This window comes from Photobacterium sp. OFAV2-7, from assembly GCF_022347985.1.
Lineage (GTDB): Bacteria > Pseudomonadota > Gammaproteobacteria > Enterobacterales > Vibrionaceae > Photobacterium.
Map to the genome: position 1 here is coordinate 1 of NZ_JAKRFQ010000637.1, position 3165 is coordinate 3165.

Annotated in this window: 4 protein-coding genes; 1 reads left to right on the forward strand and 3 read right to left on the reverse strand. The window is 43.3% G+C overall.

What is annotated here, in order from left to right; translation table 11 throughout:
* Window positions 1-198 (reverse strand): hypothetical protein (locus MHN01_RS22180; protein ID WP_239413484.1); only part of this gene is annotated, 198 nt, incomplete at its 3' end.
* A gap of 318 nt (window positions 199-516) precedes the next feature.
* On the opposite strand from MHN01_RS22180, the gene MHN01_RS22185 reads away from it, so the two are divergent.
* Window positions 517-1176, forward strand: a complete 660-nt coding sequence (locus tag MHN01_RS22185; RefSeq protein ID WP_239413486.1) for an NAD(P)H-dependent oxidoreductase — start codon at window positions 517-519, stop codon at window positions 1174-1176.
* Between the two features lie 114 nt (window positions 1177-1290).
* Here MHN01_RS22185 and MHN01_RS22190 read toward each other — a convergent pair whose 3' ends face one another.
* Complete coding sequence (locus tag MHN01_RS22190) at window positions 1291-2220, reverse strand: LysR family transcriptional regulator (RefSeq protein WP_239413488.1); 930 nt, start codon at window positions 2218-2220, stop codon at window positions 1291-1293.
* A gap of 102 nt (window positions 2221-2322) precedes the next feature.
* Window positions 2323-2991 (reverse strand): hypothetical protein, encoded by a 669-nt coding sequence (locus tag MHN01_RS22195; protein ID WP_239413489.1) that lies wholly within the window; start codon window positions 2989-2991, stop codon window positions 2323-2325.
* Window positions 2992-3165: the final 174 nt, after the last annotated feature.

Genomic DNA, 3165 nt, shown 5'->3' on the forward strand with positions numbered 1-3165 from the left:
ATCGTTCGGCATATTTTCCCAGGTAAAGAACTCAAACTGCTCAGAAACATCAAATTTGACAGCATTTATAACCACTTCCTGAGTTTCAGAGCTTTGGATGTTGCCTTGAGGAGCTTGTGGCTTGGGCTGCTGGCTACAACCAACTGCGAATGTCGCGCCTATCGTTGCCAACGCCATATACAATATTGATTTATTCATAGCTTAACTTTCTACAGAGTATTAATGTACAAGCCCGCAGGCTAAGTTCTTGACAAAGAATACCCGTAAGAAAAAGGCAATGGTTTAGATCTGGTTTACTTAGCAGTACTTTACCTACCTTTACAATTACAGCTTAAGATAATGACAGACAAGAACTAATACTGCGGTGATACAAACAACCAAGATATTCCAGAGCCAGTTGCAATCCAATCATTATGGACATTTTTGACCATAATAATTGGATTCACTTGTCCTGTTTCTCAAGCCATATCATCCGTAATATCGCCTCATTGCTTTTGTTCTTTGAGGAAAACTGACATGTCTCACCAAATTATTACAGACCTAAACAACCGTTATACAGCTAAAAAATACGATGCGACTAAGCGTATCTCAGCGGAAGACATGAATGTGATCAAAGAAGCTATTCGTTTGTCTGCATCTTCTATTAACTCGCAGCCTTGGAAATTCATTGTTATCGAGAGCGACGAAGCTAAACAGCGTTTCCATGATACGTTTGCCAACATTCACCAGTTCAACCAACCGCATGCCAAAGAGGCTTCTCATATTATTTTGTTTGCCCACAACCCACGCTTTACCAAAGACAATTACAAAAAGGTGGTGGATGTTGAAGTGACCTCCGGCCACCTGCCAGCCGACATGTACGACAACATGCTGCATGGCGGCTTTACCTTTGCGGAATCTAACACTGATGAAAACGGCTTCAACGGTCACTGGACAAAGGCGCAGACTTACATCGCATTGGGCAATACCCTGCATGTCCTGGCGCGTTTAGGTATTGCATCTACGCCAATGGAAGGCGTTGATTCGGCACTGATCGGCGACATTTTCAAAGAAGAGTTGGACGGTTTTGAGTGTGACTTTGCACTCGCCATGGGATACCACCTAGACGGTGAAGACTACAATCATGGCCTGCCGAAAGCCCGCCTAGCAATGGACGATGTTATCACAGTACTTTAACAGCCATCCCCAGCTAACAATTAATGTCCGGTATCCTGCCGGGCATTATTCTATGTTCTGAAATCCCAGGGTGTATCGACAACACTCAATGCAATGAACTCAGCAGTAGCCACATTAACGTGGCAGATATATCTCCCAACGCGCTGGCTCGCCAATATAATCCTGAACCGCTTTAATGAATTCTTTTGCCAGCATCGTATGCTTTCGGTGCGGATATATGGCATAAATCGCCGTGTCCCTTGTTGAGATATCATGATCAGGCAGCAGCACATTTAAACTTAACTCATTGAGTGGCTTATTCAGGTTCGATAAATCGATTAATGCGTAGCCCAGCCCATCCCTCACCGCGTTGATTAACGTTCTTACATCACTGACTTTGTACTTACCTTTCATCTTATAGGTGGTGTACTGATCGCTGCCAACGGCATCATTAATACGTAATTGATCGACAGTAACATCGCCATTGCTATACAGGACGGAGGGCATCGCAATCAGCTCCTGCGGGGCCGAAGGTTGGCCAAACTGTTCAATGAATTCGTCTGAAGCAACAAGCACAAAATGGGTATCCGCGACCTTTTTCGCGATCAAATTGGAATCCGACAACTTCCCTAGCCGGAATGCCAAGTCAAAATTGTCAGAAATAATATCTGCTTTCTTGTCATTGAGGGAGTGGACAACCTGGACATCAGGGTACTTTTTCATAAACCCGGAGATCACCGGCTGTAAGTACTCGTGCCCGAAATAGATAGGCGAAGTGATCCGAAGCATACCTTTGGGCTCCGACTGGTACGAATCGGCAATGAGCTGTATATGACTGAGTGTATCTTTGAGCAACAGGGTTTGCTCTAGAATCTCTTCCCCTGCGGACGTTAGCGAAAAAGAACGCGTCGAGCGGTTTAGTAGCTGCACTCCTAGCTCGCTTTCCAATCTCTTAATTTGTTTGGAAAGAGAAGAGTTGTCCATTTCATGTAATGCGGCCGCTTTCGTAAATGAGCCTTGCTGGACAACATCTAAAAATAACAACAGCTGACTTGTGGTAGACATTACGTTTCCTTCACCCAAATAATAGCAGTGCGCCAGATCGCTAAAGTAAACCTCTGGCACACTGTTGTCCATGACCAAACAGATAACGTCTACATTCAGTGTTTATCTGGCAAGATCCAGCTTATGACCAAGGTATTGAACTTCAACTGTTGCATAGCCAAGATTTACAGCCTCAAATTGCTTACTTAACTCACGTGCATGCTGAGCGTTTTTTGCCAGGAAAGAAACTGAATACACCGGCCTCACTGTGCCATTATCCAATGTCTGAGTATCAATATAAGAAGATGTCACGAGCCCAGCCTGGTTGAGACTGATAACACGCTGTAGATCAATGCCCAGCACCCGGTCAATTTCAAGCGGCTCAATCTGATCTTTCCAGGTAAAGATAACACCGTAATTATTATATACCGGGGTATTATCCAACCATTTTGAGCCTAATGGACGCACATTTTCGATTTTAATCAGCTCTTTTTGATATAGCGGCAAATTGGCTAACTTATCGGTCACTTCTTGCTTACTGTCTGCTTCAATAACAAATCGAAGTAACTTAATCGGTTTGCCATCAATATTACTGTCGGCAACAAACATGTCTTTGATCTCGCCATTTTCAACAAGTTTGCCAAAAGCGGTTCTTTGCTCCGACATAGTGTCCATCACTTCTTGCACATTGTCGGTATTCCATGCCAGTTCAACACCGAAATCAGCAGCAAATAAAGTACCTGAAGAAAGAAAAGCGATACCAGCAAGAAGCACATTATATTTGTTTTTCATTATATTACCTTTTGAAGTTCGTTATATTACTTATTAAATTTCGGACCAATAGTGCTTAGAACCACCATAGTGATCAGTGGGATAACATTTGAGATCCCAATCCACATCTCGATTGTAACCGTATCCTTATAGGCTTGCGAAATAGCACCAAGTTTAAGATTCTCAAGAGCCAAC